Source organism: Shewanella sp. T24-MNA-CIBAN-0130 (genome assembly GCF_040310185.1).
In the GTDB taxonomy this organism is placed as follows: Bacteria; Pseudomonadota; Gammaproteobacteria; order Enterobacterales; family Shewanellaceae; genus Shewanella; species Shewanella psychromarinicola.
The window spans coordinates 1-24,813 of record NZ_JBEOPP010000047.1 but is presented as its reverse complement, the minus strand read 5'-3'; the positions used below and the strand labels follow the sequence as shown (position 1 = coordinate 24,813).

27 protein-coding genes are annotated in these 24,813 nt (G+C 42.2%); 10 read left to right on the top strand and 17 right to left on the bottom strand.

The window, feature by feature from the left end:
* Window positions 1-38: 38 nt before the first annotated feature.
* Window positions 39-257: an ankyrin repeat domain-containing protein gene (locus tag AAEZ02_RS23750; protein WP_502959545.1), complete on the bottom strand. Its 219-nt coding sequence runs from the start codon at window positions 255-257 to the stop codon at window positions 39-41.
* Between the two features lie 180 nt (window positions 258-437).
* Between AAEZ02_RS23750 and AAEZ02_RS16570 the strand changes: the two genes are divergently transcribed.
* Complete coding sequence (locus AAEZ02_RS16570) at window positions 438-1,160, top strand: hypothetical protein (protein ID WP_351074586.1); 723 nt, start codon at window positions 438-440, stop codon at window positions 1,158-1,160.
* Between the two features lie 123 nt (window positions 1,161-1,283).
* On the opposite strand, the gene AAEZ02_RS16565 is transcribed toward AAEZ02_RS16570, so the two are convergent.
* Together AAEZ02_RS16565 and AAEZ02_RS16560 are read right to left on the bottom strand one after the other, a co-directional pair.
* A complete protein-coding gene (locus AAEZ02_RS16565; RefSeq protein WP_351074584.1) occupies window positions 1,284-1,793 on the bottom strand; it encodes an ankyrin repeat domain-containing protein in 510 nt (169 codons plus the stop codon).
* 209 nt (window positions 1,794-2,002) lie between these two features.
* On the bottom strand, window positions 2,003-2,491 hold the full coding sequence (locus AAEZ02_RS16560; protein ID WP_351124055.1) for a TIGR00645 family protein: 489 nt from the start codon (window positions 2,489-2,491) through the stop codon (window positions 2,003-2,005).
* 370 nt (window positions 2,492-2,861) lie between these two features.
* On the opposite strand from AAEZ02_RS16560, the gene AAEZ02_RS16555 reads away from it, so the two are divergent.
* On the top strand, window positions 2,862-3,233 hold the full coding sequence (locus tag AAEZ02_RS16555; RefSeq protein WP_351124052.1) for a hypothetical protein: 372 nt from the start codon (window positions 2,862-2,864) through the stop codon (window positions 3,231-3,233).
* 267 nt (window positions 3,234-3,500) lie between these two features.
* Here the strand turns inward: AAEZ02_RS16555 and AAEZ02_RS16550 are convergent, their stop codons facing one another.
* The 4 genes from AAEZ02_RS16550 to AAEZ02_RS16535 form a co-directional block, all read right to left on the bottom strand.
* Window positions 3,501-3,779 (bottom strand): DNA polymerase III subunit epsilon, encoded by a 279-nt coding sequence (locus AAEZ02_RS16550; protein ID WP_101033900.1) that lies wholly within the window; start codon window positions 3,777-3,779, stop codon window positions 3,501-3,503.
* A 190-nt stretch (window positions 3,780-3,969) separates the two neighbouring features.
* Window positions 3,970-5,061, bottom strand: a complete 1,092-nt coding sequence (locus tag AAEZ02_RS16545) for an alpha/beta hydrolase (RefSeq protein ID WP_351124049.1) — start codon at window positions 5,059-5,061, stop codon at window positions 3,970-3,972.
* Window positions 5,062-5,103: 42 nt separating this feature from the next.
* On the bottom strand, window positions 5,104-5,874 hold the full coding sequence (locus AAEZ02_RS16540) for an SDR family oxidoreductase (protein WP_351124046.1): 771 nt from the start codon (window positions 5,872-5,874) through the stop codon (window positions 5,104-5,106).
* Between the two features lie 62 nt (window positions 5,875-5,936).
* Complete coding sequence (locus AAEZ02_RS16535; protein WP_351124043.1) at window positions 5,937-7,403, bottom strand: flavin-containing monooxygenase; 1,467 nt, start codon at window positions 7,401-7,403, stop codon at window positions 5,937-5,939.
* A gap of 219 nt (window positions 7,404-7,622) precedes the next feature.
* Between AAEZ02_RS16535 and AAEZ02_RS16530 the strand changes: the two genes are divergently transcribed.
* Window positions 7,623-8,630, top strand: a complete 1,008-nt coding sequence (locus AAEZ02_RS16530) for an AraC family transcriptional regulator (RefSeq protein WP_351124040.1) — start codon at window positions 7,623-7,625, stop codon at window positions 8,628-8,630.
* Between the two features lie 146 nt (window positions 8,631-8,776).
* On the opposite strand, the gene AAEZ02_RS16525 is transcribed toward AAEZ02_RS16530, so the two are convergent.
* Window positions 8,777-9,364 carry an excalibur calcium-binding domain-containing protein gene (locus AAEZ02_RS16525; protein ID WP_351124037.1) on the bottom strand — a complete coding sequence of 196 codons (588 nt, stop codon included), beginning with the start codon at window positions 9,362-9,364 and terminating at the stop codon, window positions 8,777-8,779.
* Between the two features lie 353 nt (window positions 9,365-9,717).
* On the opposite strand from AAEZ02_RS16525, the gene AAEZ02_RS16520 reads away from it, so the two are divergent.
* Window positions 9,718-10,233 (top strand): hypothetical protein, encoded by a 516-nt coding sequence (locus tag AAEZ02_RS16520; RefSeq protein ID WP_351124034.1) that lies wholly within the window; start codon window positions 9,718-9,720, stop codon window positions 10,231-10,233.
* Between the two features lie 137 nt (window positions 10,234-10,370).
* Here AAEZ02_RS16520 and AAEZ02_RS16515 read toward each other — a convergent pair whose 3' ends face one another.
* A complete protein-coding gene (locus AAEZ02_RS16515; RefSeq protein ID WP_351124032.1) occupies window positions 10,371-11,252 on the bottom strand; it encodes an EamA family transporter in 882 nt (293 codons plus the stop codon).
* Window positions 11,253-11,398: 146 nt separating this feature from the next.
* Here AAEZ02_RS16515 and AAEZ02_RS16510 point away from each other — a divergent pair, with 146 nt between their 5' ends.
* Window positions 11,399-11,890 carry a MarR family winged helix-turn-helix transcriptional regulator gene (locus AAEZ02_RS16510; RefSeq protein WP_124012623.1) on the top strand — a complete coding sequence of 164 codons (492 nt, stop codon included), beginning with the start codon at window positions 11,399-11,401 and terminating at the stop codon, window positions 11,888-11,890.
* Between the two features lie 153 nt (window positions 11,891-12,043).
* Here the strand turns inward: AAEZ02_RS16510 and AAEZ02_RS16505 are convergent, their stop codons facing one another.
* From AAEZ02_RS16505 to AAEZ02_RS16495, 3 genes are all read right to left on the bottom strand, one after another.
* Window positions 12,044-12,295 (bottom strand): DUF2999 family protein, encoded by a 252-nt coding sequence (locus AAEZ02_RS16505; protein ID WP_101033909.1) that lies wholly within the window; start codon window positions 12,293-12,295, stop codon window positions 12,044-12,046.
* Window positions 12,296-12,449: 154 nt separating this feature from the next.
* Entirely contained in the window at window positions 12,450-12,833 is a 384-nt protein-coding gene (locus AAEZ02_RS16500; RefSeq protein WP_124012622.1) for a hypothetical protein, read from the bottom strand.
* Window positions 12,833-14,401, bottom strand: a complete 1,569-nt coding sequence (locus tag AAEZ02_RS16495; protein WP_124012694.1) for a S41 family peptidase — start codon at window positions 14,399-14,401, stop codon at window positions 12,833-12,835. The genes AAEZ02_RS16500 and AAEZ02_RS16495 overlap by 1 nt, the downstream gene beginning before the upstream one ends.
* 247 nt (window positions 14,402-14,648) lie before the next feature.
* Here AAEZ02_RS16495 and AAEZ02_RS16490 point away from each other — a divergent pair, with 247 nt between their 5' ends.
* Entirely contained in the window at window positions 14,649-15,374 is a 726-nt protein-coding gene (locus AAEZ02_RS16490; protein WP_351124029.1) for an arginine N-succinyltransferase, read from the top strand.
* Window positions 15,375-15,589: 215 nt separating this feature from the next.
* Here AAEZ02_RS16490 and AAEZ02_RS16485 read toward each other — a convergent pair whose 3' ends face one another.
* Both AAEZ02_RS16485 and AAEZ02_RS16480 read right to left on the bottom strand, forming a co-directional pair.
* Window positions 15,590-15,868, bottom strand: a complete 279-nt coding sequence (locus tag AAEZ02_RS16485) for a peptidylprolyl isomerase (protein ID WP_011639051.1) — start codon at window positions 15,866-15,868, stop codon at window positions 15,590-15,592.
* Window positions 15,869-16,028: 160 nt separating this feature from the next.
* Window positions 16,029-16,322 (bottom strand): hypothetical protein, encoded by a 294-nt coding sequence (locus tag AAEZ02_RS16480; RefSeq protein WP_351074566.1) that lies wholly within the window; start codon window positions 16,320-16,322, stop codon window positions 16,029-16,031.
* Between the two features lie 313 nt (window positions 16,323-16,635).
* On the opposite strand from AAEZ02_RS16480, the gene AAEZ02_RS16475 reads away from it, so the two are divergent.
* Window positions 16,636-18,729: a prolyl oligopeptidase family serine peptidase gene (locus tag AAEZ02_RS16475; protein ID WP_351124026.1), complete on the top strand. Its 2,094-nt coding sequence runs from the start codon at window positions 16,636-16,638 to the stop codon at window positions 18,727-18,729.
* A 245-nt stretch (window positions 18,730-18,974) separates the two neighbouring features.
* Here the strand turns inward: AAEZ02_RS16475 and AAEZ02_RS16470 are convergent, their stop codons facing one another.
* Window positions 18,975-19,544, bottom strand: a complete 570-nt coding sequence (locus tag AAEZ02_RS16470) for a hypothetical protein (protein WP_124012693.1) — start codon at window positions 19,542-19,544, stop codon at window positions 18,975-18,977.
* Window positions 19,545-19,554: 10 nt separating this feature from the next.
* Entirely contained in the window at window positions 19,555-20,376 is an 822-nt protein-coding gene (locus AAEZ02_RS16465; protein ID WP_351088758.1) for a cytochrome c3 family protein, read from the bottom strand.
* Window positions 20,377-20,839: 463 nt separating this feature from the next.
* On the opposite strand from AAEZ02_RS16465, the gene AAEZ02_RS16460 reads away from it, so the two are divergent.
* Together AAEZ02_RS16460 and AAEZ02_RS16455 are read left to right on the top strand one after the other, a co-directional pair.
* Window positions 20,840-21,628: a winged helix-turn-helix domain-containing protein gene (locus tag AAEZ02_RS16460; protein ID WP_101033918.1), complete on the top strand. Its 789-nt coding sequence runs from the start codon at window positions 20,840-20,842 to the stop codon at window positions 21,626-21,628.
* 7 nt (window positions 21,629-21,635) lie between these two features.
* The gene (locus tag AAEZ02_RS16455) at window positions 21,636-22,154 is read left to right on the top strand and encodes a hypothetical protein (protein WP_101033919.1); all 519 of its coding nucleotides are present in this window, start codon (window positions 21,636-21,638) and stop codon (window positions 22,152-22,154) included.
* A gap of 332 nt (window positions 22,155-22,486) precedes the next feature.
* Here the strand turns inward: AAEZ02_RS16455 and AAEZ02_RS16450 are convergent, their stop codons facing one another.
* Window positions 22,487-23,083, bottom strand: a complete 597-nt coding sequence (locus tag AAEZ02_RS16450) for an acetate uptake transporter (protein WP_101033920.1) — start codon at window positions 23,081-23,083, stop codon at window positions 22,487-22,489.
* 882 nt (window positions 23,084-23,965) lie between these two features.
* Between AAEZ02_RS16450 and AAEZ02_RS16445 the strand changes: the two genes are divergently transcribed.
* Window positions 23,966-24,472 (top strand): glycine cleavage system transcriptional repressor, encoded by a 507-nt coding sequence (locus AAEZ02_RS16445; protein WP_101033921.1) that lies wholly within the window; start codon window positions 23,966-23,968, stop codon window positions 24,470-24,472.
* Window positions 24,473-24,813 lie beyond the last annotated feature (341 nt).

Genomic DNA, 24,813 nt, shown 5'->3' with positions numbered 1-24,813 from the left:
TGACTAATGGTTTCTTAGCCTGTAAATGCTTCACAAAGTCATGGGCATTCATTCCTAACTGAGTTTTTTTGCTTAGTAGCAGCACCTCGAAGGATCAAAAAGTTAACGAGCTTACTATCATTAAACAATAAGGCAGCATGAAGTGGCGGCAGGCCACTAATCTCGCTCTCTGCATTTACTGAAGCACCATTTTTAATAAAACGGTCTAAGTAGAGATACTTTCTATCTTCATCCTGAACTCCGAATAGGGTTGCTATGCCTGCCCTAGATTCCAGTTCTTTGATATCAGAATCCCAATGAGTAAAGCTTTAACTTTCATCTCTCACCCCACACAATCTTAAAGCTGGTGATTTTAAAAGTGCCTCTTTAGAGTCTCCACGTGCAAAAATATCGGATGAACGTAATGCTTACGTTCGCAATTTATTAGGTAATGCAAAATGATTAAAAAAATTGCTCTGTTAGGTTTTTTGATTTTTTCCCACATAGCCTGTGCGAGTAACGAACAGTTTATAATAGCTCCTAGTTTTACAGAACATAATCGAACTAATGGTTATTTTATGGAGCCAGTAATTGCAACTACTTCAACCGATATGGCTGAAGCGTTGGATAAAGAATGGTTTTATTCAAAAACGATGAAGCGTGGTTTGGACATCGTTAATGTTAACAGTTGTGCGTCACTGATAGATCTCACTTCATCAGGGTATTTTGCTACAGAAAATAGTAAACAAGGAATGTTTGATGCCAAGCATACAGTTTGTATGACCTGGCAGATCATGGCTGATTTTAAGGCTTCGAAACAGTCTTTTCTTGGAAATATCGAGTTTAATAAAGCTTTTGCCGGCATAACGCCACCTCAATTAGCATTGGTCATATCTAGAGATGATGAACGTCTTCTTGCTAAAGCGGCTAGCTGGGAAGATATGAGCCAAATTAAGAGTGTGGAAAAGCTGAATATTGAACAGGCTATTTTTGTCGATTCTACAGGCGGCAGACAAAAAATAACATTAATGGCAAAAGGCGATTATAACGGCGATGGTATCGAAGATGTATTGTTTTATATTGAAAACAGCGTCGAGGGTGGGAGTTACTCCTCTGTGTATGCTTATGTGTTAACTCGTCTATCTTCAGGTGTCCCTTTTACCTTGTTAAAGCAATGGTAGTTAAACTGGCCCCATTTGATAGGGGCTTATTTTTAATTCTACTATTTTTGTGCGAGTGATTTTGTCCATGCCTCCCAGTAAAGGCCGATAATACAAAAGTGATGTGGATCAACATAAATGGCCTTACAGAGATAACGCTATCAAAACATCACTTCGATCGATTAATGGTTTCTTAGCCTGTAAATGCTTCACAAAGTCATGGGCATTCATTCCGAACTGAGTATTTTTTTGCTTAGTCTCAGCGCCTCGAAGGATCAAAAAGTGAACGAGCTTACTATCATTAAACAATAAGGCAGCATGAAGTGGCGGCAGGCCACTAATTACGCTCTCTGCATTTACTGATGCACCATTTTTAATAAAACTGTCTAAGTAGAGATACTTTCTATCTTCATCCTGAACTCCGAATAGGGTTGCTATGCCTGCCCTAGATTCGAGTTCTTTGATATCAGAATCCCTTAATCTAAAATTCATTAAGTATGCGTGACTAATTGCATTGGGAATATACAGGCCATCTTCACCCGCACCACTAATAATGACACTTTCAATCTTACTGTTTGATAATGTGTAAATAGCCCCTGCCACATAAGCAGCAATCAGTATTAGAATCCCAATGAGTAAAGCTTTAGCTTTCATCTCTCACCCCCACACAATTTTATTCTTATCATTAAGAGCCAGTATTCCAAAGTGTGGAGTCCCACCTTAGTAACACCGCTAGCCTGCATTTGTAACACCGTCAGAAAAGTAATCGCTAGTTAATTAGGTACTATGTCATAAATCTGTAATTAGTGGGGGCAGACTATGACCCCATTTACCAATGCTATCTGTACTATATAAGTCTGCTATTATTTGCGGGTAATTTTATCCAGATATCCCATGGCAAAGGCCGATAACACAAAAGTGATGTGGATAAGTAGATACCACATGATCTTGTCGTTCGCGATATTTTCGGCATTCATAAATACTTTAAGTAAGTGAATGGATGAAATTGCTACAATAGATGCGGCCACCTTGTTTTTAAGCGAACCTGTGTCCATCTTGCCAAGCCAGCTTAGTTTCTCACTGTTTTCACCCACATCAAGCTGTGAGACGAAGTTTTCGTAGCCTGAAAACATCACCATGATGAGCAGACCACCGACTAAGGTAATATCGATAAGTGATAGTGTGATTAGCACCAAATCAACTTCTGCTATCGAGAAGATATTGGGTAGGAGATGAAAGATCTCCTGAAAGAACTTTATGCCTAAGGCTAATAAGATTAGGCTTAATCCCAGATAAATAGGCGCCATGATCCAGCGTGATGCATACATCAATCTTTCAAACACTTTTTCCATAAAAAATTTAATCCTTCAAATAAAAAACGCTATAAATCAACCAAATAACTTATTTTAAAATATTAACATAATCAACTTTATCTGCGCTTGCATACAGTGGTGAGCTTGATGATGTATTATCTGTAAACTTTGCATGATGCATAGTGTATTGCATTATGTCTTTAGACGTTGGAATTTAGTTGGGTCAGAATTTGGTTAAGTCAGAGTAAGCGTTATTGCCGTCTAAATCATCTACTGTTTATTTATCGCAACAATTTTTAATCTAGGCCTCAGCTTTATTAATTATACTGAGTTGCTTGGCTATGTACTTCAACCGTTAAAAGAGGGACCTATTATTATGGATAAACATAATTCAAACGCGACGCGTAAAATGCCTTGGATTACGATAAGTGTTATTGCATCCATCGTCTTGCTGTTTGGACTGTTGCTAATGGTGATGCCCAAGGGGTTTAAGGCGACCCACGAACAAATCGGAACGGGTAAGCCTTCGGTAGTATTTGTTTATGATCCTAACCTTGTTGCGAGTATCAGCCAGACTGAGCAGATGAATGAAGCTCGTGCTCATCTTGGTGATAATGTTTTCTTTCTTCTTGCCAGAGTGGGTACTCCTGAGGGAAAGACGTTCATCACTAAACATCGTGCCAGCGCTTCAGAGTTATTACTCTTTGACTCAGCAGGGATCCTAACTAAAAGGCAGCTCGCGGTGATAGATGCTAACGAGCTCATGCGGTGGGTACGCTAGCCATTTTGGAGTGATCGTTATCAGAGGTCGTCAGGGGCGAAGTAAACTTTATCTCTTTTGAATAAATGGGCTAAGAGTCTAGGAGCTCCCCCATAAATTTAATCGCATGCTTGCTAGTCGCTGACTAAGAATTGCAGTGTTTTCATTGCTGTAAGTTAGTAAGATTTTTGCCGCTTCAAATGCCTATCTTTATCGATTTTAGTTTATAAAAATAAGCATTTGAGTGTGGGCGAGCCATCATCATTAACAATGGCTGTTGATAGGGGCTTACTGTGCGGTATCAGTAAATTCTGCTTGAACCTTGTCTAATTCTTGCTGGTTTTTAAGCTCGATTTGTTGCTGTCTTTTAATACTGACGTCTTCTGCAAGCGCTGCTTGTCTTTCCTTAAGGCTATGTTTCTCATCTTTGGTCAGAAACTTAAACGCTTTATCATTGGCAAGTGCATACGCAACAACATCTTCGCCCTTTACCCTGCGTTCATCCACTCGTTGTGAAAAACGTTCGTTATCACGGGCTTTACGTTCTTCGGCATTTAACTTACTCATTGTTGTATCCTCATTAGTTAATCACGGTAGCGTTTCACTACGCTCAGTCAAACAAATGAGAGTTGCACATTCATAAAGCTGATTGGTGCATTTTAGCATAAGTTGCCTCGCTAGCTGGAAATACGTGATGTTTGAGTAAACTTTTCATCAATCCATCAATCCATCAATCCATCAATCAATCAATCAATCATTAATCATTAAAGCGATTTAATGCCATTGCTATGTTATGAGTGGCTTGTTTGGCGCGCGCGCTGAGCTTTGTTATTGAAATAAAGCCATGCATGCAATCGTCATAATGCTGGTGTTGTGTGTTGATGCCTGCTGCTTTTAGGCGTTGCGCATATGCTATGCCATCGTCTCTTAATGGATCGAAACCAAGGGTTAATATGTAGCTTTTTGGCGATTCGCTAATGTCTGCTGCTTGCAGTGGACTCACTAATGGCAGAGTGACTTCGTCGAGAGAGTTTAAATAATGCAGCCTGAAATAATCCATTAAATCGCGAGTGAGTATTAACTGCTTATTGAAACCTTGATAAGACTCAGTTAAGCCTTGCAGATCTGCCATTGGATAGATTAAAAACTGAAATGCGGGTTTTACTTTTGTCTTTACTGGCAGCGATGTTTGCAGAGAATTTAAGCCGATGATACATGCCAGATATCCGCCTGCGCTATCGCCGCCCACACCGATGTGTTCTGGGTTAATGTTAAATTGTTGATGATTGCCATTGATATAGTTCCACGCTTCAATGGCATCACAAATCGGGATTGGAAATTTATGTTCTGGGGCCAGTCGATAACCGACTGAGATAATGTTCATCTTGCCATGTTTAGCCAGGTAGCGGCAAAAGCGATCATGAGTGTTTATACTGCCAATGACGCAGCCGCCACCATGAAAGTACACCAGTGTTTTTTGAGGTGTTTTGGCGCTGGGATAATAGCTGCGAATGTTGATTGTGCTATTGCTAGTACCGCTGGCGCTATGTTTGTTCAAAGGAATAGTGCCAATAAGAGGAGTGCCAGCGCGCACTGGGACAGTTAAATTAACCACCTTATCCATTTCAATTTTAGTCAGCCCAAGTACTCGGTCCATCGCGAGAAATACATATCTGAATAATGTTACTGGCAACTTGTATAACGGTGCTAATGACAACATCTTTGCGGCCATTAATTGTTTAGCTTCAAGTTGGGGGGCTTGTAGTGGTTTGCCTTGTAATTGCTCGATGGGTAGCTGTTTTTTGTGTGATTGAATGCCTTGTGCCGGTGGCTTGTTGAAACTGTCCATTTTAATAGGCCTTGTTGTTATTGTTACGCATTTAAAAAAGCTTTATCGACTTAACCACTTCATTGCTAGGCGATTGATAAGCGCTGGTGATACGTTACTTAATCTATGTAATAGGCCATAAAAAACACTCACCGTTCTGTGGGTTTTAGGCTGCCTTACTTGCTTATCTATCACTGCTACCACATCTTCTGCGGTGATATTAACGCCTAATCGTTGCATGACTTTTGCATTGTTTTTTTGTGACTTAAGCATATTGGTGGCGACAAAGGGCGGCATAACATCGCATACACTGATGCCGTACTTTTTCCATTCTAGTTCTAGCGCCTCGGTAAGCGCTTTTACGGCAAATTTACTGGCCGAATAGCTGGCCAATTCTGGCACTCCGTAATCGCTGCTGGCTGACGACATATTGATAATGGTACTTGTGCCATTGTTGTTTAAATATGGCCATGCAGCATGACATAGGTTCATTACACCGATGACATTGACACTTAGCGTGCGCTGATGCTGTTCGATAGGTATGTCTTCAAAAGGACCTATCTCCAATATGCCGGCGTTATTGAGTAATACCGCTAAGCTATTATTATGTTCAGCACAAAATTCGGCCACAACATTTTGTGCTTGGGTAAAATCACTGACATCAAGTTGAAATAGCCGCACCCGAGCGTGATCCCATGGTTTGGTGACGTCTTTTAATAGCGCTAAATTTAGGTCGGCCATACCGAGCCAGTAGCCCATTTTATGAAAGTGCCGTGCTGCCGCTAAGCCAATGCCGGAAGCCGCTCCGGTAATCAAGATGGTGTTTTTGTTCATCATAAAATCCAGTTAATCGTTACCGCTAATCGTTACCGCTAGTCGTTACCATTAGTCGCCAATTAAAATGATCGGGTATTAAGGTGTTCCATCTGCGGCTGTTTCATTTCATCCACCCATCGCTGCCAAGTATAAGGCCATAAAATTGGGTCGCCATCGGCATCTAAATACCAACTTTGGCATCCACCAACCCAGCTCGTACCCTTTAACCCTTCCTTTACGTAGGCATTAAAATCGTCAATGGCTTGTTGCTTGGCTTCAAACTCATCAAATTCATGGTCACGCCATTTATCAATCATTTTAATCACGTAATCAGCTTGAACCTCGCTCATGGCGATAACCGAAAAGTTACCAATTGGGGTATTGGGGCCGAGCATTAAAAAGAAGTTAGGGTAGTCGCTGAGCAGCATTGATCGATAGGCTTTGATCTTATGTTGCCAAGCTTTATCAATGTGTAAATTGTTACGCCCAATTAGATTCATTGGGCGCATAAAATTAAATGCATTAAACCCCGTCGATAAAACCAACACGTCTAGATCATGGTGTTTACCGTCTGTAGTGATAATGCCTGTTTCAGTTATGCGCTCAATGGCCGCTGTTATTAACTCAGCATTGGGTTTTTGAATGGCTTTATAAAAGGTGGTGTTGATAATGACCCGTTTGCAGCCTACTTGATAATGAGGTCGCAGCTTTTCCCGTAAGGTTTTGTCTTTGATGCTTAATCGTAAATTGGCTTTACACAAAAAATTTAACACATGCTTTTGGATAAAGTGACCCGTTACCGCTTTGGTAAAAAAATGTTCTAGAAAGAACTTGCCCGTATTGCGATGAATTTTGGTGATGATGGGAAAGCGAGCCATTAACTTTCTGCTGGTGTTTGAAAAAGTAAAATCGGGCAGGTGCATTAGCCATTGTGGTGTGCGCTGAAAAACCGAGACCTTAGCACCCGTGTTAATCAATTCGGGTATGGCTTGTGCGGCGGTTGACCCTGTACCTATCACCCCAACCCGGGTTGCAGCGGATATGTCGACGTCGTGGTTCCATTGGGCGGTATGAAATGTCGTACCTTTAAAATCTGCTAGTCCGGGAATGTCTGGAAATTGCGGATGATGCAAAATGCCCGTGGCGCACACTATAAAATCGGCAATATAGGTTTGCTGTTGGCTGGTTTTTACGGTCCATTTGCCATTGGCATATTGTGCGTCAGTAACCGCTTCGTTAAAGCGTATGTCTCGTTTAACCTTATACTTATCTGCCACGTTCTCGAAGTATTGTTTAATCTCTGGTCCATGGGCAAAAAAGCGACTCCAGTTGGGATTGGGTTCAAATGAATAGGTATACATGTGAGCGGGTACATCGCAGGCAGCCCCTGGATAGGTGTTTTCTCGCCACGTTCCGCCCACGCAGTCTTTTTTCTCTAGAACTACAATGTCAGTGATACCAGCTTGGCGCAGTTTAATGGTCATTAAGATGCCCGTCATGCCTGCGCCAATGATGACGACCGCAGGGTTTCGCTTTACTTGGTTCATCGGGACCCTCAATGATAACTATCGTTATTCGTTATTCGTTATTCGTTATTCGTTATTCGCTATCGCTGTTGTTATTGCTGATTTGAGTAATAATGCCTCTAAGCATTCAAAGAGTGTTAACGATTTGTATTATCTTTCCAGCATAGGAAACTATTGTTAATTGATCTACACGCTAAAGGGACGTATATTTGTGATTTTAAGACATGGCGGCCATCAGTTATGACATTTCGCAGCATTACCAGTGTGCAAATTATTGTTTCTTATGGCATCGAGCTGGGTATTGATCAAGATCGGTTGCTGCAAGGGGCTGGGCTGGTAAGCGCCCAATTAGCAGATCACGACCAACTAGTTGAAGACAAACAAGAATTACAGGTGTTAAATAACCTCATGCTCAATACCCCATGCCCATTCAAGGTAGGAATGGCGTTAGGTTGCCGTTATCACCTGACCAGTTATGGCATCATGGGCTATGCCCTATTGGCTAGCAGTACTGCGAGAAAGGCGATTGAATTAGGCTTACGTTATCTAGATTTAACCTATGTTTTTTCACAGATAACATTAACTGAGCTTAAAGACGATTTATCCCTAAGGTTCTCATGCGACATTCCTGGCGAGTTAGGCGAACTGGTGTTAGTCAGAGACATGTTGGGCGCCGCTATGCTCCAACGAGAAGTATTTGAAAGTAACGACTGGCCGATACAATTGCAGTTTACGTCGCCCCAGCCCGCAGGCTTGTCACTCGAGGATATAAAGCAAAGACTGGGTGCTGAGATTGAGTTTAATGCCAGCTATAACGGTTTTGCTGGATTGGCACCGCTATTAGATTTGCCATTGATAAAAGCCAATGAAGCCACCGCCAGACTATGTGAAGCGCAATGCAGCCAACTACTGCAACAAAAGCAAAACTGGCAGCCTGTCGCTAAGTTGGTAAAAGACACCTTAGTACACTTAGGCTTAACAGCATCAATGCAAGACATCGCCCAGCATTTAGCGCGAACCACTCGCACTTTACATCGTCAACTAACACTAGAACAAACCAGTTGGCGCCAAGTGCGTGATGATGTTCGTTTTGGCATCGCCGAAGCGTTATTATTAACGCCGATACAACTTGATGAAATTGCTGAACGCCTTGGTTTTAGTGATGGGGCTAATTTTAGCCACAGCTTTAAGCGCTGCAAAAACATGACCCCAAGCCAGTATCGAAAGCAGGTAAAAAAACAGCGATAGCCACCGGCGCCAAATAGATAAAGGCTTTAGATCCTCAAGCCTAGAATCTAAAGCCTTATACCTAGGACCTAGGATTTAGCCCCCTAGAGCACAAAGCAAGCGGCTGTTAGCCAGAACCTGCTTTCTATGACTCCACCTCCTCATGTTTAATTACAGAACTGCCTTTCACATGGAACTCCATCGTTGTTTCCGTCCATTTGTGTTCCCGGGCAGTTGCGGATATAAAAGGTCGCTTCTTCACAAGATGTCATCTGACTGCAGTGTGTTTTACCTGCTTCGCAACGAAAGCTAGGAGTCGGTTCAATCCACTGCATCTGTTCAACATCTTGATTGGTCAGCACTGGCGTGGCGGTCATTTTTTGATATTGTTTATAACCGAAAACCCCAACGCCAAGGAGGATAATAAGCATGATTATGCGGCCAAACACAGGGCTTGAACGGTAGTTTTCGTCATGATGAGATTGACTGTTTCGATGATGTTGACTGGTGTGAGAAGCTGGACGAATGGTGTTGGACACAACTGCAACACCTTCAATAGTAGCTTTTACGGCTTTGACTTTGCCATCGGGTTGGTTCTCGCGGTGAAATAGTATCTCATCGCCAACAATGGGTTTTCTGGCCATGTGCTTTAAGGTTGAAATGTGAATAAATACATTTTGATTATCACCGATTTCTGGCTTGATAAAACCAAAGCCTTTTTCAGTGTTCCAACGAACTAACATGCCTCTTTCCATGGCGATACTATTCCCTAATGGTTATTTGTTAATGTAAAGTACTAATCTAACTTGTTAATTTAATTATCATAAAGCATCTTGTAAAGTTAACGACATAATAGCTAATTTTGCAGTATGTAAGCTAGATGTTTGATTAACATAATCAGTAAGCTGATAAAATTTGAAGTAGACTTTACCCCGATGAATCAAATTTAGTCAGCTGATTATTGTGTTAACTATATCCTGGTCTTAAAAGGGTTTAGGTCGCTATATTTGAGCTGAAGTAAATGAAACACTACATTATTTTAAAAAAATCCTTTTGCCGCTTAGCTGCGTATAAAAGGTCTTAGTATTTATCAAAAAAGGACTTAACCATGCGTTATGTAATGATTATTGCAAGTTTATTGCTACTGAGTGCTTGCAGCACTAGTTATCCAAATCAAGCGATTACCGGGCAAGCTTTCCCGTCTGTATCAGGGCAAAACCTTGAAAAAGAGTTGATGACCTTGCCTGACGATTTAAAAGGTGAAGTGGCGTTATTATTGATCGGTTACAAGCAAGATTCTCAGTTTGACATTGATCGCTGGTTGATTGGTTTAGACATGACCCAAACTCAAATTTCGGTATTTGAGGTTCCGACAATACAGGGACTGTTTCCTAGAATGTTCAGTACATTTATTGATAATGGCATGCGTTCAGGAATACCTAAACCGCTTTGGAAAGGCGTAGTTACTGTCTATAAAGATGGTGAAAAAGTACAAGCCTTTACCGGTAATGAAAAACCAAACAATACTCGAGTGGTGCTATTAAATGCACAAGGTAAAGTGATTTACTTTTATGACCAAGGCTTCTCAGTTGATGCGCTTAATCAGTTAAGAGCGTTGCTGTAATTGCCAGCTAAGTAACTAGTCTAGTCACTCGCTTAATTTTTAGTCTATTAGTCACTAAGCGACTAGCTTAAAGGCTAGAGCGACTATCTTAGTTACAAATCTAGTTACTCGCTAAGCGACTAATTTTAATCGCTAGCCTAAGTGCTGGTTATTCTTTGGCGTAACAACTGAATTAATGTTGGCGCGATAGAGGCTAAAATCATCCCACTCATCAGTAGATATTGCTGTGGTGTGTACGACTCACCCATTAATACCAGGCCACAGACGATGCCTGCTATGGGGTTGGCAATGCCGCCGAAAGTGAAGTCGACAACCGACATGCGTTGTAATAACCACACATACATACTGTAACCGAGTACGGTGTTGAGTAAGATTATCCAGCTGATGCCTAAACCATTAGTTAGACTAAATTGGTTTACCACATAGAGGTATTGCTCAGGTGAAAACAGTGCCTGAATACCTGCTGCAACCAATAAGAATGCACCGCCGATAACGAGTTGCCAGGTTAATATTGTCCACCAATGAATCCGCGAACCTAACGATTTAGTTACCGTGCTGCCGATAATAATACAGCTGATAGCCGCCAGCATCGCCACTAATCCGATCGGATTTAAGCTGATCGAATTTGGATCAAACAGCATCCAAGCTAAGCCCATTAACATAGCGCCAGAAAAGGCTTGCAGCAGATTCGGGCGTTTTTTACTGCTAACCCAATGAAATAACATCGCGAAAACTGGCACTGAAATCATACCAATACCAGAAATGGCCGACGGCAGTGTGAGTGCCATAATAAAAATCAAACTGAAAAACACGGCAATGTTGATTGCGCCGAGTTTAATCAAAATGGGCCAGTCTGCCTTTAGAGGTCGGCTAGGTTTTATTGCCAATAATATCAGTCCAGCAGGCAACGCACGTAGGGCACCGAGTAATAATGGTGGCCAGTCGGGCAAGGTGAACTGGGTCATCGCATAAGTGGTACCCCAAAAAAATGCTGGGATCATGGCAAGTAAAATATTCATTAACTACCTTTGTATTAAATATCTTCACGTAAAGATAAGTATCAATTCTGAACCGTTAAGTTATTTTTGTAAAGTACCTTTTTATGAAGTATCTTTACATTAAGTTTTTAACTTGTGTTTTGAGTGGCAAATGATAAGGGTGAGGTATGGAGGATATTGATAGAGTGGTAGCACAATGGGGCGAACAAAAGCCGCATTTAGATACGCTACCAATGGCGTTACTTGGGCGCTTTTTGCGTTTGCAAAAACACATTGAAGCCGAAATATCCGCTTGCCATAAACAGTTTGGCTTGACCATGGGTGAGTTTGATGTGCTGGCGACATTAAGGCGTGCAGGTAAGCCTTATATCTTAACCCCTTCAGGGTTATTATCGTCAATGATGTTAACCTCTGGCGCGATGACAAATCGTTTAGATAAGCTTGAATATAAAGACTTAATTGCACGTGTACACAGCACTGAAGACAGGCGCAGTGTCTCGGTTGGCTTGACTGAAAAAGGTCTTGTCACCATAGATGAAGTGATTGAACAGCACGTGAAAATTCAGCACAAACTGGTCCAAAGCCTGTCTGATGCTGAAGTGCCCGAATTGAACCAACTACTCAAAAATTGGTTAACTGCTTTTGAGGGACGCCAATAGTGGGTCTATTGTAAGTCAATAACACGCAGTTATCAGGTCAAAGTGCTGTTTAATAAACGTTTATTATCCCGAGTTAAGATATGCTATAAAAAACGGCCAGTGTCTTTAAGACCCTAGCCGTTTTTGTTATTGCAGGTTGAAAAGGCTTTGCGCTTATGGCTGTAGCTGCGCTTTTGCTGCTTCAACTTTTGAAAAGTCTAAACCCAGTTCATCGACTGCTTCTTTGATTAAGGTTGGGTTTTGCATAACCATGCCCATCAATTGTTGTAGCTTATCCGCAGGGATCCCTAACTGGCCAATAGTCGCCATTGCGGCAAATGGGTTTTCAGTCAACGTCTGGAACAGCTCATTAATTTGCGCGTCACTGATATTGTGTTCTTTGAAGATGGCAAGAATAGGGTTCATTACGATACCTTGTGTGATCGTTGATGTTAAACATAGGCTAATTCTACCACATAACTGCGGTAGTAAGTTTTCATGGCGCTGGGTACCAAGCCGTTAAGCTTGATCTGTATAAATGGCCCGACCGCAAGTGATATGCGCTCGGGCCATTTATCCGTTATTTTTCAGCGGCGCAACGTGCTTGCGACAACGAGGTGGTATTGCCGCTTTGCACATGACGCAATAGGCAATTATCGCCTTGTTTAAGCAGTTGCACAGTGACTGGCATCTCAGTACTGCGCCCCATTATGAGCAAACCATTAGCATCCTTGTGCTGCGCACGTTCAATCACTTCTTGGCTCAACTGTGTGAAGGCATCGTCTGCGATTAATACATTACTTGCCCCTAACAAAGTTGCCAATGCTTGTTGTAACTCAGCATGGATTTGGCTGCTTGGGTTGGTCAGTGTTGCACGTTGCATTTGGGCTGGCGACTCGTTTGCCGTTGCACCACAGCCGCCCACCGCCAATATCGCCAGTATGCCAATTAATTGCTTTAGCATTATTGCTCCAAAGCCAATGGCGTGAGAATACGGTTATTTTTAAGCACATTTTGATTACGTGTGTCTTGCAGCATAAAGCCTGGGTCGACAAAGGGATCTTGTGCTGGTGCGCGTGCGACTGCAGTTGCTGTCGATGGGCAGCGGTTGTTGTCGCGATAAAATAAGGCTGCACTCAATAATCTTTCGTTGGTATCACCTAATGCGTGCCCAAGGTCGTCGGCTAGCTCGCAACCTGGTACTTCGCTGTCTACGGTTGGATTGGTTGATGGCATAAAACCGTCAGAATACTCGCCAAAGCCTTTATCATTTACCCCTTTAAACTGGATGGTAAAATATGTTGTGTCGCAGTTATTGGTGGGGTAAAAGCCGTATGGTTTTCCACAGGTGGTCTCGCCGAGTTGAATTACCTCAACATCAATACCGCGAAGGGCATTCATTAAGGCTTCACTGGCAGAACAGGTACCTGGCGTTGTTAGTACAAATACCCGCTTAAGATTTAACGAAGGCAGTGGGACTCCGCTGCTAAGCAATGAAGTATTAAATCCAATTGATTCAGGAATAAACGGCATCGGCGTTAAGGCTTCGCGGGTAACGGGATTAACGGTAGGGTATTTGTCATTAAAGCTGGTGCGTTCAAATACTCGGTTGGCTGTAGCATTATCGCCGGCAATCATGTAGCCCATTTGGCTGGCGAGGGCTAACAATCCGCCGCCGTTATAGCGAATATCCACGACTAAATCGTCAACTTGCGCGTTGCTGAGCAAAGTCATGGCATCGTATAAACCTTTTTCAGCGGTTGCGATGTGGGCGTTAAATTGTAAATAACCCACTTTGCCACTAGCCGTTTGAATGATTTTGGTGTTTTGTACTGGTGTTGATACCACAGTGCTAGCAGAGAGTGTCACGGTGCGGTCTGTTTGTGCATCTAAATCACGAAGCGTAAACACGGTTTGCTTGCCACTGGTGCTGGGGAATAAACCTGCATTTATGGTGTCGATACTGCCGCTGTCATTGGCATCTGCGACGCTTACGCCGTCAACAGTGACAATAATAGCGCCACGGCTAATGTCTGCATCACTCGCTGGCGAGTTGGGTTCGTTGTAAGCCACAGTGACTTGTCGTGAAATACCTGCTGAAGCGTTACGCAAATTTAGCGTCATGCCATAACCAACCGAGGCGCCGGATCCATTGAGTAATTCCCATTCTGCTGTCGACATGGAAAAGTGAAAGTTATCTTTGAGGTTACCAGTGTCAGACAATTCTTCTGTTTTAAGCAGTTCAAAATATTCTGCTACGTTATAGGGCGCCGGATCGCGATCAATAATTTCGTTGTACCACAGGTAGGTGTCATTACTCCATGAGCGGAGCCACAGCTTTTGGGTTAATGGCGCGCTGCACTGATTTGCTAAGGTCGAATCGTCAGCAAATTGGCCTGCAACCCACTGAGGTGAGGTAGACCCTGTATTGGTGCTGTCATCGCCGCCAGATGAACCGCCACAAGCGGTTAATAGCAGCAAGCTGGCGCTGATAATCAATGGGGCTAATATGTGTCTAGGGAGTAACTTCATCATAATCCTTTAATATACTCAGATGTCATGGTTAATTTGAGTCTTTTATTATTTACAACTTTATTACAATTGACTTGATTTGTAACTCGGTTTATTGAACAAAGATAAGATTTAACAACCATGCTATCTGCGGTGTAATGATACTGTTATACGAGGGCATCCGTTGCAATGTTCAGTTTATAGTTGCTGTTTAACTAAAGAGAGCATTACCATGATGGGCCAACATAGAATAAAAAAAGGCGAGTCAATGCGAGCTTCATTAATCAATATCTCGGCGCTATGCCGTCGGCAAGATGGCGCGTCTGGGGTTAAACTACTGCTGATTATTTTAGCGACCATGTTGGTGACTGTGGGATTAACATTTTTTATTATCCGCACTTATATCTTTCCGTCGCCGTTAACCCCCGTTACCTTAACGGTCAAAGAAACTCAACAGCTAGACCATAAACTGGCACAATTGGGCTGGCAAGCTGAGCCTAGCACTCAAGTGAGTCAATCGTCAGATCCCAACGAGCGAAGCAATCGTGGCAATAATAACAGCGCAGAGTTAACCCCACAGGCCTATCGAGAATTTGACGCCGACCGTCAGGTGACCTTTAGTGAAAAAGAAGTTAATTCAATGATTGGCCGCAATCCTGATTTTGCGCAGCGGGTTGCGATTGATTTTTCCAATAATTTAGCCAGCGCCAAAATGCTGATCCCCATTCCAGAAGATTTCCCGATTATGGCAGGGGAGATTTTACGAGTGAATACAGGGCTAGATATTCATTTAGACGCTAATCGTCGCCCAGTGGTCGCTCTGGTTGGCGTGAGCTTAATGGGCGTACCTATCCCGAATGCCTGGCTTGGGAATATGAAAAACGTCAATTTGGTGGGTGAGTTTGGCGATCGCGGCTTTTGGAATGCGTTTGCCGATGGTGTGGATGATATTCAAATTCGTGACGGTGAACTGTCGATCAAACTGCGAAAATAATCGAATTGAGTCGTGGGTGTTTACATCAAGCCCACTGTCTGTATACCAACGGACTATTCTCATGCTATTCATTCTGAGTGCGGCTAATACCAAGTGCGACAAAGCACTTTAATAACCTGCTTATTGCAATGTACTTATTGAACACTTCACCATGATAAAGGTTTTAACACACTCGAAAGTCAGCTTACAATCGCTCTGGATGATCTATAGATCATCTATGTCCTGTAAAGCACTTTTACCACATGCCAACCAAATTTGGTTTTGACTAGGTGTGGGGTGATTAGCTCGCCATTGAAACAGACTTTGTCAAATGGTGGCACCATCTGACCTTTTTTGAACTCACCTAAGTTACCACCACTTTTAGCTGAAGGGCAGCTAGAATGCTTTTTGGCTAATACGTCAAACTTGGCGCCATTATTAAGCTGCTTGATGATGTCTTCAGCTTGAGTTTGGTGTTTAACTAATATATGTAATGCTGCTGCGGTTTTGGCCATGATGTCGGTCTTAGTGTCGCTGTGGTTAGCGTATTATTATACCTGCTTTGTCAGCTAAATTGGCAGTAGATCCTTACCCGAATAATATATTCAATCCCATAAGGTCAAAGATGGTGAGCATTGAGTGATGTTTACACCATTATGTTGCCGGGTGACCAGGTCAATCTCTCGCCAAAAAAATCAATTGTAAACACAGCACGAGAGTAAAGAGGATTGCGCCAACAATAACGATTGCCAGCACTAATAATAAGCTTGAAAACTGAATAAACGGTGAATCAAAATGCGCTAAATAGAATTGCGTAAATTGACTGAAAACTGCCAAAGTATCATAGGTAAACATCAATAATAGTGTTGCAATAATGATCACTGGCAGGTAAAAACCATATTGAGGTTTAGTCCAGCGTTGCCGCCTAGCTTTACTCACAAAAAATGCATTCAAGAGTGTGTTTGACATGGGTATTTAGGCAGTCCAATGACGCGCTTACTATGGTGCACTTTAGCGTAAGATAACCGTGTTGAGATTTGCATCGTTCATGCTTTTCTTAGGCTGAATGCGCTTACAAGCTCAGTTAGCTATGGCATATTATCTCATTGGGACTGGCCATTTTCGTGCCGTTGTCAGTGATATTCATTACGCTAACCAGTCAATCCGCTAGGCATAACTTGCTATCGTTTGCGCAAGTTTAGTGATTAAACACTGTTTAAATGGATTACAGTATTGGCAAGTTTATAAAATACCGCGAGCAGATAATGAAAAGGAAATTTTAATGCTTAAGCGAATCATACCATTATGTATAGCGAGTGCGATGACTATGGCAACACCTGTTCATGCAGAAGAAGACAAATATATTTGGCTAGAAGATGTTGAAGGCGCAAAGCCAATGGAATGGGTTAAGCAGCAAAATGCCCTGTCTGCGGCCCACATTAAGGCTTACCCAAGTTTTGATAATCTGGTGGCAAACAGCCTAGAGATCTTAAACGATAAAGCGCGTATCCCTTATGCCAGCCGCATTGGCGATTATTTGTATAATTTTTGGAAAGATGAAACCCACCAGCGTGGCATTTATCGCCGTACCACGTTAGCTGAATTCGCCAAAGCGCAACCTAACTGGGAAACAGTGCTTGATATTGATGCCCTCGGTAAAGCCGAGGGGGTTAATTGGGTATTTAAGGGCATTGAATGCCAATATCCACAAAACGAGCGCTGCTTGGTGTCCTTGTCTCGCGGGGGTGCAGATGCTGCTGAAGTACGCGAATTTAATTTAACCACTAAATCTTTTGTCGACAGTACTCAGCAGCCGTTTGTGTTGGCTGAGGCGAAGTCAATGCTAAGCTGGATTGATAAAGATAGCGTGTTTGTTGGTACTGATTTTGGTGATGGGCAAAGCATGACCGATTCAGGCTACCCAAGTGTGGTTAAATTGTGGCAACGCGGTACGCCATTGTCTGCCGCTAAATTAGTGTTTAGAGGCGATAAAACATCCGTTGCGGTGTCGGGTTATGTGATGTTTGATGATAAAACACCACTGAATATTGTCACCGAAAGCTTAACTTTTTACACTGCGAAACATTATGTTTATCAAAATAAAAAGCTGGTCTCGCTGCCTATTCCTGAGGATGCAGATTTAAAAGGCTACTTTAAGGGGCAGCTGTATATTGAGTTAAAAAGTGATTTAGTCACTAAAAAAGGTACTTTTAAACAAGGTGCCATCGTCTACACCCCAGTCGATAAGCTGATTGCGCAAAAACCAGCGTTTAGTGAATTGGTATCGCCAACGAAGCACGCCTCTATTTCGCAAGTGTCATTTAGCCAGAATGCTATTTTTGTCACTTGGTTAGATGATGTAAAAAGCCAACTTGTACGCTACATGCAAAATGATAAAGGTGATTGGCAAAGCAAGCCGGTACCCTTTGAAGCCAATGGCACCTTAAGTGTGTTTGATGTTGAACGTGATAGTGATGACTTTTTTGTTAACTACACCAGTTTTTTAGAGCCTGCCAGTTTATATCGCTTAAATGGCGCAAGCTTAAAAACAGATAAAATTAAAGCGATGCCACAGCAATTTGGCGCCGATAAGTTTGTCACCCAGCAGTATTTTGTCGAATCAAAAGACGGCACTAAAGTGCCTTATTTTGTGGTGATGGCTAAAGACATCAAACTCGATAACAGCAACCCTACGTTACTTTACGGTTATGGCGGTTTTGAAGTGTCTCGCTTGCCGGCCTATTCGGCCACTATTGGCAAAAACTGGTTAGAGCAGGGCGGTGTATACGTGCTTGCCAATATTCGTGGTGGTGGCGAATACGGCCCCGCTTGGCATCAAGCGGCGTTAAAACAAAATCGTCATAAAGCGTATGAAGATTTTGAAGCCATTGCAGAAGACTTAATTGCCCGTAAAATCACCTCAAGCAAACATCTTGGCATTCAAGGTGGCAGTAATGGTGGCTTGCTAGTGGGCGCTGCATTTACTCGTCGCCCTGAGCTATATAACGCCGTAGTGTGTCAAGTGCCGTTATTGGATATGAAACGCTACAAAAAGTTATTAGCAGGTGCCAGCTGGATGGGTGAATACGGTAATCCTGATATTGCACAAGAGTGGGCGTATATTAAAACCTACTCGCCGTATCATAATTTAACACCAGGGGTTACATACCCTAAAGTGTTTTTTACTACCTCAACACGTGATGATCGGGTTCATCCTGCACACGCGCGTAAAATGGTGGCTAAAATGGCAGATATGGGCATTGATGTGTTGTATTTTGAGAACATCGAAGGCGGCCATGCTGGCGCGGCAGATAACACTCAAGCTGCCGAGTTAAGCTCAATGGTTTACGCTTACTTAATGCAGCAGCTGCGTTAAAAAACTTGGTTAGTGATTAATAAAGAAAGGGTTTCAGTGCTGCTGAAGCCCTTTTTTATATTTTAGAATTCAACGTTGATTTTTACGCTAATTCTCACAGTGATGTTCACATTAGTGCATCGATGTTTAACCTACCCAATAATGAAAAAATTGCCGCAGTGAAGTACTGCGGCAAAATAGCCTGAAGCAAATGAGCGCGAGTGATCTTTTCGCGCCATTAGCTAGGGGGGTAGGCTCAATGACGATTAATTAGTGGCGCTAATTAACTCAATATCATTACTTGCCAGTGTGCCATTGATTTTAATGGCGACCTGGTAAAGCAGCGTCGCATTATCCGATGCTTTGCTTTGTAAGTCGAGGTCATGGACATTAAACGTATATGTACCGGTTGTGTCGGTGGCTTCCAATGTTCCAGTGCACTCATCGCTAGTTGAACTGTCGCATTGATAGCTTTGGGTGACATGCCAACGTTTCCAAGCCTTGGGTTTGGTTGACGCTGAGGCTGGGTCGGGAAAGCCAAAATACACAATATCGTAATCGGCTACGTTAGTGAGTGCTTCGCCGTCACTATTGGCAACGGTGAATGATAGTGCGCCAGTGGTGGCATCAAATGTGTCGAGTTTAACCACTACGCTGCTGGCATCATCGATACTAACGCCATCAATTACTGGCGGCACAACAACTGGCGGTACAACAACTGGAGGTACAACAACTACTGGTGGATCAATAACAGCCACGTCGTCATCGTTATCACTATTACAGCCAAACATTAGCAATGAACTGGCTAATATGGCGCTGAGATATTTAACTTTCATCATGCGCTCCTTAATTGTAATGGCCGGTATGACAAGTGGTGCATTCCATATCACTTTTCACGCTGGCGGCAGAACCCATGGTTTCGGTCACGCCATGACAAGACTGACACGCTTGCGCTTCTACAGACGGTTTAGCTTCTGGTAATACTGAAATATCTTCGCCGCCATAAGCGCGGTTTAGCAGATCAACAATATGATAAGCCATGCTGGCAGAAAGGCGTTTGCAGCGCTCACCTTTGAGTGCAAACACTTTACCTGATGCTGCAGACCAATTACTAATAGATGAATGGCATAGTGGGCTATTAGCGATTGAGGTTGCACCGACTTCTAATGATTTCTCTTCCGTAGAACCAATCCCAGCAATAAACTCAGCAGAGGATAAAGGCAAATCTGTCGTTTCATAGTAGCGGAATGAAGCACCAATAATGGCACTGTTTTGGCCATTAATGTCATCTAGGAAATTGATTAACATACCCGATGCATTCAAGTTTCCACAAAGTGTTCCTTGACCCACAACCCCTGCCCAACCATAACCGGCTAATGCTGTTGGTATGGTGGCAAATTTGCTGGCATCAGCACTGGTAGATGCTGCAAGCATAGTGATAATGGCATGGAAAACTTGGTGCATACAGCCGCCGCCAGTTTCATAGGCTAACTTAGCGGTTGCCATTGCATCTAAAGGTACATATTTGAGTTTTTCACCTAACTCTAAGCGGTAGTTACCGGCTTCATCGGTGGCGGCAAATGCCGATGTACCTAATAGTGTTGCCCCAGCAGCTGCGGTGCTTAATCCAATAATTTTTGTTAATGCTTGGCGTCTATTTATGCTCATTGTGGTTACCCTCTATATCATTGTTGTTATATTCAAGCGCTAATATTTGTTATGGCTTAGGCTTGTTTTGACATTCGTTGCTGGCCTGAATGTCGGCAGCAACGCGATGACCTAACAATAATCAATAGGGTTATTAATGGTGTGATTTATGCCCGATAAAACTGTTTTTAAAAAACCATTAAATTTAGCTAATAAACACTGACTATGACGGTCAAAAATAAATACCAAAAGCGCTTTTTTTGTGACAGTAGTCTTATTATTTATAAGATTTATGCATATTTATCTGTGTATTTATTGAAATTAACATCATGAAATTATGTGATTAACGTCTCAATTACATCATTGTTAGTCATTACACCTTACAAAATTTAAGGAATAATAGTGTGAAGATATCGGGATCACAGATTTCATAAGATTTTCTGCATACACTTTATCAATTGTTAACAGTATTGAGGCAGTTGATATGCAATTGGGCCATTGCAGGTTTGATATCGACAAAGGTGATCTGATCAATCAGGAAAGTGGCGTGGTGTGGCACCTTCCCCGAGCAGAGCTACATGTGCTGACATTATTGGTCGAGTATCAAGGCAAAGTTGTTGCTAAACCCTTATTAGAATCTGGCTATGGTGATAAATCGCATTTAAGCAGTGCTTCGGTGGCGCGAGCCATATTTACATTGCGGTCTTTTTTTGGGCCACAGCAGGAATCTCTTATTGAAACGGTTAAAGGTCAGGGCTACTTACTGCGGCATCATCGTCCTCGTAAGCAAACAGCAAGTGTATTACCGTCGATTATTCGCCGTCATTCTGGATTACTAATCGTAACGGCAATAATACTAATCGTTTGTAGCATTGCTGCAGTGAAACTGATGCAGCCTATTGTTACACCAACCCCGCCTTTGAGTGTCAATACCGTTAAACTCTTATCTGGAAGTACCGTTGATGTGATGCTCTATGCCCCATCAAGAACCAACAATGAGCAGTTGATTGAACTTGGGCAACAAATACAGCAAAGCTTTGCCGATTGTGACGTGAGCAGTTGGGAAAGAGTTTATTTATCATTGTCTCACGACAAGCAAGTATTGAACATTACCTTGCGGGGAGATCTCTTAGGGCAGTCTCTTATTCGTAATTTAAAAATCAGTGATTTAAGGCAGCCTAAACAGTTTGTTAATCGTGATTGGCTCAAGCAGGTGAATATTTGTGACACGATTAACGCACAGCTAGCCCAAACAAGTCAGCATTTGGAGTAATAATAGTATGACTAGAAGTAGATTGTGGGCTATTAATATTATGATCTTAGTGTTATTGCTGGCCAGTATGGGAATTATTTATAGACTTACTACACGTGTGCCAAGTTTTATGCTCAGTTGCAGTTCAGAATTATTTCATCGTAAGAGCGCGGCACAAGACCAACGTCATTATTTATTAGTCGATTTAGTCTCCAATGAAGGCCAAGCTCAGATTAATTATCGTTATTTTGACTACGAGGGTAATTTGGCGGGTACATTATCAATGAAAGGAACTGTGGATAGAATTGATACCGAAAATCAAATCTACGATATTTCAGTGACCACCAAAAAAGAATTCCTGGCGAGTCACAACTCAAAAGTGCCACAGCATTTAGCGTACTTGTCTTATGTCAGTAGTTTAAATTTAAATAAAAAAGGGCTGCATTCGTTATCGCTTCAAGTTATTGAGCGAGACGAAGCAAAAGATTATGCGGTGGTCCTGTTTCAACCTAGCAATACCGTGTGTGGTTGTCGCTTAGTGCATTAATCAAACCCAATAAAAAGGTCGATGCAAATGCATCGACCTTCTAGTGTCTAGGGCTTGTTGACCTTTCGTGTTCAAAGGGCTAAACGGTTTAGCGCTTTGAATAAAAATGCGGCGCCTAGCATTGTACGCTAATACCTAGCACAAACTCTTCGCTTACAAATAAGGACGACCGTTTAGCCGAACCCTTCGGGCTGCGTTTGTGGCTTCTTTGTACTGCGTTATCGCTTATTAATGTATAACAACGACATGTCATAAGCTCTGCCTTGGATAAAACTGCCACAAAATGCAGCAGCATTCACCTTCAAAGATCTACCGGCCCTAGTGACTACCCGTTATATTTTTATTGAGTTGAGCGTGACTTGTTTGGTCTGAGTGACTTCACCCACGGGCAAAATAGTACGGCCGTATTCGGCATTCAGTAACTGCGCCATAGCAAAATAAATGGCACTTGCTCCGCAGAAAATACCTTCAAATCCTGCGATAGTGCCAAGCAGGGCATTATCGGTAAAGTCGTGTGCAGCCAGTAAGAAAAACAACACCGTCAATGAACCAAATATCACTTGTTTTGCTCGTGGATATCGTAAAGACCCGACAAACATAAAGGCGGTAAATATGCCCCATAAGGTTAAATACCAGCCCATAAAATGAGCGGGACTGGCGGCAACACCCATGTTTGGCATTAATATTAGCCCAACTAAAGTCAACCAAAACAAACCGTAGGAAGTAAATGCTGTTGTGCCAAAGGTATCGCCGCGCATAAAGCACATGATGCCCACAATCACTTGGCCAATGCCACCGTAAAAAATCCCCATCGCAAGGATCATCGAATCAATTGGAAAGTAACCCGCATTGTGAATATTCAGCAAAATGGTGGTCATGCCAAAGCCCATTAATCCCAGTGGCGCTGGGTTGGCCAGTTTTGTAGACATTAAGTTCCCCTAGTGTAAAGGTCACTGAATCCTGTCGATTCAGTGAGCGTTAATCTGTATCTTTATAGCGTAAGGCGCGCATTCTAGAGAAAGGGGGCCGGGGTCGCAATATGCCTGAAGAGGTAGCAGTATTGTAAAATGTAATAATAAATTATCATTAAAAACAATTACTTAAACTCGTTGTGAGTAATTGGCATATTTGAATGAAAATTAATATTGTAGGAAGTTATTTGAATTCAATTAGATAGACAGACATCTTACAATGAGGGTGATGGTATTCACCGTTTGAGTGGTAAGCGTGACCCCCATAATGTATCGCCTAAATAATCGCCAATTCGCCGCAGCAATAATGGGTTAAAGCCGCAGATATTTGTGATCATGCTTGGGTTAATGAGCTAAACTTGATTAAGGCTACAAAACGTTAATAAAGTTTCTTTTAATGCTAAAAAGTGTGTCGTGACAGAGGTTGTTGTCAGTTAATGTCAGTTAATGTTAATTGATGCCAGCGCCATTTTCGGTGTCTATCGGCTTATGATTCACTCAATATCACCTTATTTCGGGCGCTAATTTTGGACTGAAGCAATCCGGTATCCGCAAGATCGATTGCTTACTCTATCGGTATGTCTTGGTCGCTGAGTTCAACTACCCCCAAAATTGGTGATAATGTTAATTTGCTGTCCGCAATTGTCATTGGCATGAGTCGGACAATGACCGAGTATATTGAGGGCTCTTTAAGGTATTGTTGGGCGAATTCAAATTATCTAATTTGTTTCCTAGGTCATAGATTAGCTTTCTAATGATAGTTAATCTGTGGTTAGCTCTTAACTAAAACCACATTAAATAGGTCAAAATCATTTTGGTTTATTTATCATCGGAGGTTATATGCAACATAAGTTTATCACTACGGTATTAGGCACTTTACAGCCCAATCTTCTGCAATCACTTGCTCAAGTCAGCCGTGAAATAGGCGCAAGTTGGGAAACCAGTAAAGTCATCAAACTCGACGGGCAATTTGTTGCAATGATGCGGGTTATGATAGATGTCGATAAGGAAGCTTCCTTAAAACAAGCATTAGAGCAGCAGTTTTCGCAATTGACTTTTGTCTATGCTGAGTTTGAACATCAATCTATACATTTATCTACAGAGTGTAAACTCACTTTAGATTGCAATGATCGTTCGGGTTTAACCCATGATATTAATGAAATTTTATCAGACCTTGATGTGAGTGTTGATCACCAAGAATGTTATCGTGTGCAAGTAAGCAGTTTAGGTAAAACGGTATATAGCGCTAAGATGACGTTAAGGTTACCGGAGAACGTGACCAAAGCGCTGTTAGTATCTCAACTTGAAACCTTAAGCGATAATATTCGTATCGATGTTACTAAGTAAACTCTGCTTAAGACAAGAAACGATTATCAGACAGCCATTTGTTATGCTATCTGAGTTGCATTGACTTGCAATAGGTTAACTATTGACCCCGCGGTTAACACGTGAAAACGGCTTGTTAGCTAAACAAATGGCAAGTTTGATATGAAATAGATGAACTATGCTAATTTTTACCTATTTACCCCATGCTTAACCCGAGTTGAGGTTAAGTTGAGGTAGGGCAACCATTACGACTGTGTTTGTAAGCTGTCGACGGCAATAGTCGCCTTGTAATGGTCTAATGAAACTGTAGAGATTTATAGCTTAAAATAAGCAAAATCTTAAAGGTATTTATTATGATTAGA